The organism is Aurantimonas marianensis (genome assembly GCF_024195285.1).
Classification (GTDB): domain Bacteria; phylum Pseudomonadota; class Alphaproteobacteria; order Rhizobiales; family Rhizobiaceae; genus Aurantimonas; species Aurantimonas marianensis.
Genome location: NZ_JALHBS010000132.1, coordinates 1 through 2,634 on the forward strand (window position 1 = coordinate 1; position 2,634 = coordinate 2,634).

A 2,634-nucleotide genomic window follows, 5' to 3' on the forward strand; every position below is an offset into this window, starting at 1 on the left:
CTCTGAATACATAGGGGTTAGAAGCGAACTCGGGGAACTGAAACATCTAAGTACCCGAAGGAAAGGACATCAACCGAGACTCCGTCAGTAGCGGCGAGCGAACGCGGACCAGGCCAGTGGTCATTGAAAGAAGAAGCGGAACAGGTTGGGAAACCTGGCGCAATTGGGTGATAGCCCCGTACGCGTAATGTCTTCGATGATCCTCGAGTAAGGCGGGACACGTGAAATCCTGTCTGAAATTGGGGGGACCACCCTCCAAGCCTAAGTACTCGTGCATGACCGATAGCGAACCAGTACCGTGAGGGAAAGGTGAAAAGCACCCCGACAAGGGGAGTGAAATAGTACCTGAAACCGAATGCCTACAAACAGATGGAGCCCAAGGTTCGTCCTGGGTGACATCGTACCTTTTGTATAATGGGTCAGCGACTTAGTCTGGCGAGCGAGCTTAAGCCGATAGGTGGAGGCGTAGCGAAAGCGAGTCTGAACAGGGCGTTCAGTTCGTCGGATTAGACCCGAAACCGAGTGATCTAGCCATGAGCAGGTTGAAGGTGCGGTAACACGCACTGAAGGACCGAACCCATATCTGTTGCAATAGATCGGGATGACTTGTGGCTAGGGGTGAAAGGCCAATCAAACTCGGAAATAGCTGGTTCTCCGCGAAATCTATTTAGGTAGAGCGTCGGATGGACACTCCAGGGGGTAGAGCACTGGATGGGCTAGGGGGACTCACCGTCTTACCAAACCTAACCAAACTCCGAATACCTGGAAGTGATATCCGGCAGACACACGGCGGGTGCTAACGTCCGTCGTGGAGAGGGAAACAACCCTGACCACCATCTAAGGTCCCCAAGTTATGGCTAAGTGGGAAAGGATGTGAGGATCCCAAAACAACCAGGATGTTGGCTTAGAAGCAGCCATCATTTAAAGAAAGCGTAACAGCTCACTGGTCTAATCAAGGGTCTTTGCGCCGAAAATGTACCGGGGCTCAAGCCATACACCGAAGCTGTGGGTGTGTTCGATCTTCGGATCGGATGCGCGGTAGCGGAGCGTTCTGTAAGCTGACGAAGGCGGACCCGCGAGGGCTGCTGGAGGTATCAGAAGTGCGAATGCTGACATGAGTAACGATAAAGGGAGTGAGAGACTCCCTCGCCGAAAGTCCAAGGGTTCCTGCTTAAAGTTAATCTGAGCAGGGTTAGCCGGCCCCTAAGGCGAGGCCGAAAGGCGTAGTCGATGGGAACCACGTTAATAATCGTGGGCCTGGTGGAGAGTGACGGATCGCGTGTATCGTAGGGTCTTATTGGATTGATCCTGCGGTGAAGCGGTTCCAGGAAATAGCCCCACCGTATAGACCGTACCCGAAACCGACACAGGTGGACTGGTAGAGTATACCAAGGCGCTTGAGAGAACTATGTTGAAGGAACTCGGCAAATTGCACGCGTAACTTCGGAAGAAGCGTGACCTCCCTATACGCAAGTGTTGGGAGGTGGCACAACCCAGGGGGTAGCGACTGTTTATCAAAAACACAGGGCTCTGCGAAGTCGCAAGACGACGTATAGGGTCTGACGCCTGCCCGGTGCTGGAAGGTTAAGAGGAGGGGTGCAAGCTCTGAATCGAAGCCCCAGTAAACGGCGGCCGTAACTATAACGGTCCTAAGGTAGCGAAATTCCTTGTCGGGTAAGTTCCGACCTGCACGAATGGCGTAACGACTTCCCCGCTGTCTCCAACATAGACTCAGTGAAATTGAATTCCCCGTGAAGATGCGGGGTTCCTGCGGTCAGACGGAAAGACCCCGTGCACCTTTACTATAGCTTTACACTGGCATTCGTGTCGGCATGTGTAGGATAGGTGGTAGGCTTTGAAGCGTGGGCGCCAGCTCGCGTGGAGCCATCCTTGAAATACCACCCTTATCGTCATGGATGTCTAACCGCGGTCCGTCATCCGGATCCGGGACAGTGTATGGTGGGTAGTTTGACTGGGGCGGTCGCCTCCTAAAGAGTAACGGAGGCGCGCGATGGTGGGCTCAGACCGGTCGGAAATCGGTTGTCGAGTGCAATGGCATAAGCCCGCCTGACTGCGAGACAGACAAGTCGAGCAGAGACGAAAGTCGGTCATAGTGATCCGGTGGTCCCGCGTGGAAGGGCCATCGCTCAACGGATAAAAGGTACGCCGGGGATAACAGGCTGATGACCCCCAAGAGTCCATATCGACGGGGTTGTTTGGCACCTCGATGTCGGCTCATCGCATCCTGGGGCTGGAGCAGGTCCCAAGGGTTTGGCTGTTCGCCAATTAAAGCGGTACGTGAGCTGGGTTCAGAACGTCGTGAGACAGTTCGGTCCCTATCTGCCGTGGGTGTAGGAGAATTGACAGGATCTGTCCCTAGTACGAGAGGACCGGGATGGACGTACCTCTGGTGGACCTGTTGTGGCGCCAGCCGCAGTGCAGGGTAGCTATGTACGGACTAGATAACCGCTGAAGGCATCTAAGCGGGAAACTAACCTGAAAACGAGTTCTCCCTATCAGAGCCGTGGTAGACCACCACGTCGATAGGCCGGGTGTGGAAGTGCGGCAACGCATGAAGCTTACCGGTACTAATCGCTCGATCGGCTTGATCATTCTCATTCGTCAATGTTCACC

1 rRNA gene is annotated in these 2,634 nt (G+C 54.4%); it reads left to right on the top strand.

The features are described from left to right. Nucleotides 1–2,613, top strand: a 23S ribosomal RNA gene (locus tag MJ956_RS18615); the annotation flags it as partial. Nucleotides 2,614–2,634 lie beyond the last annotated feature (21 nt).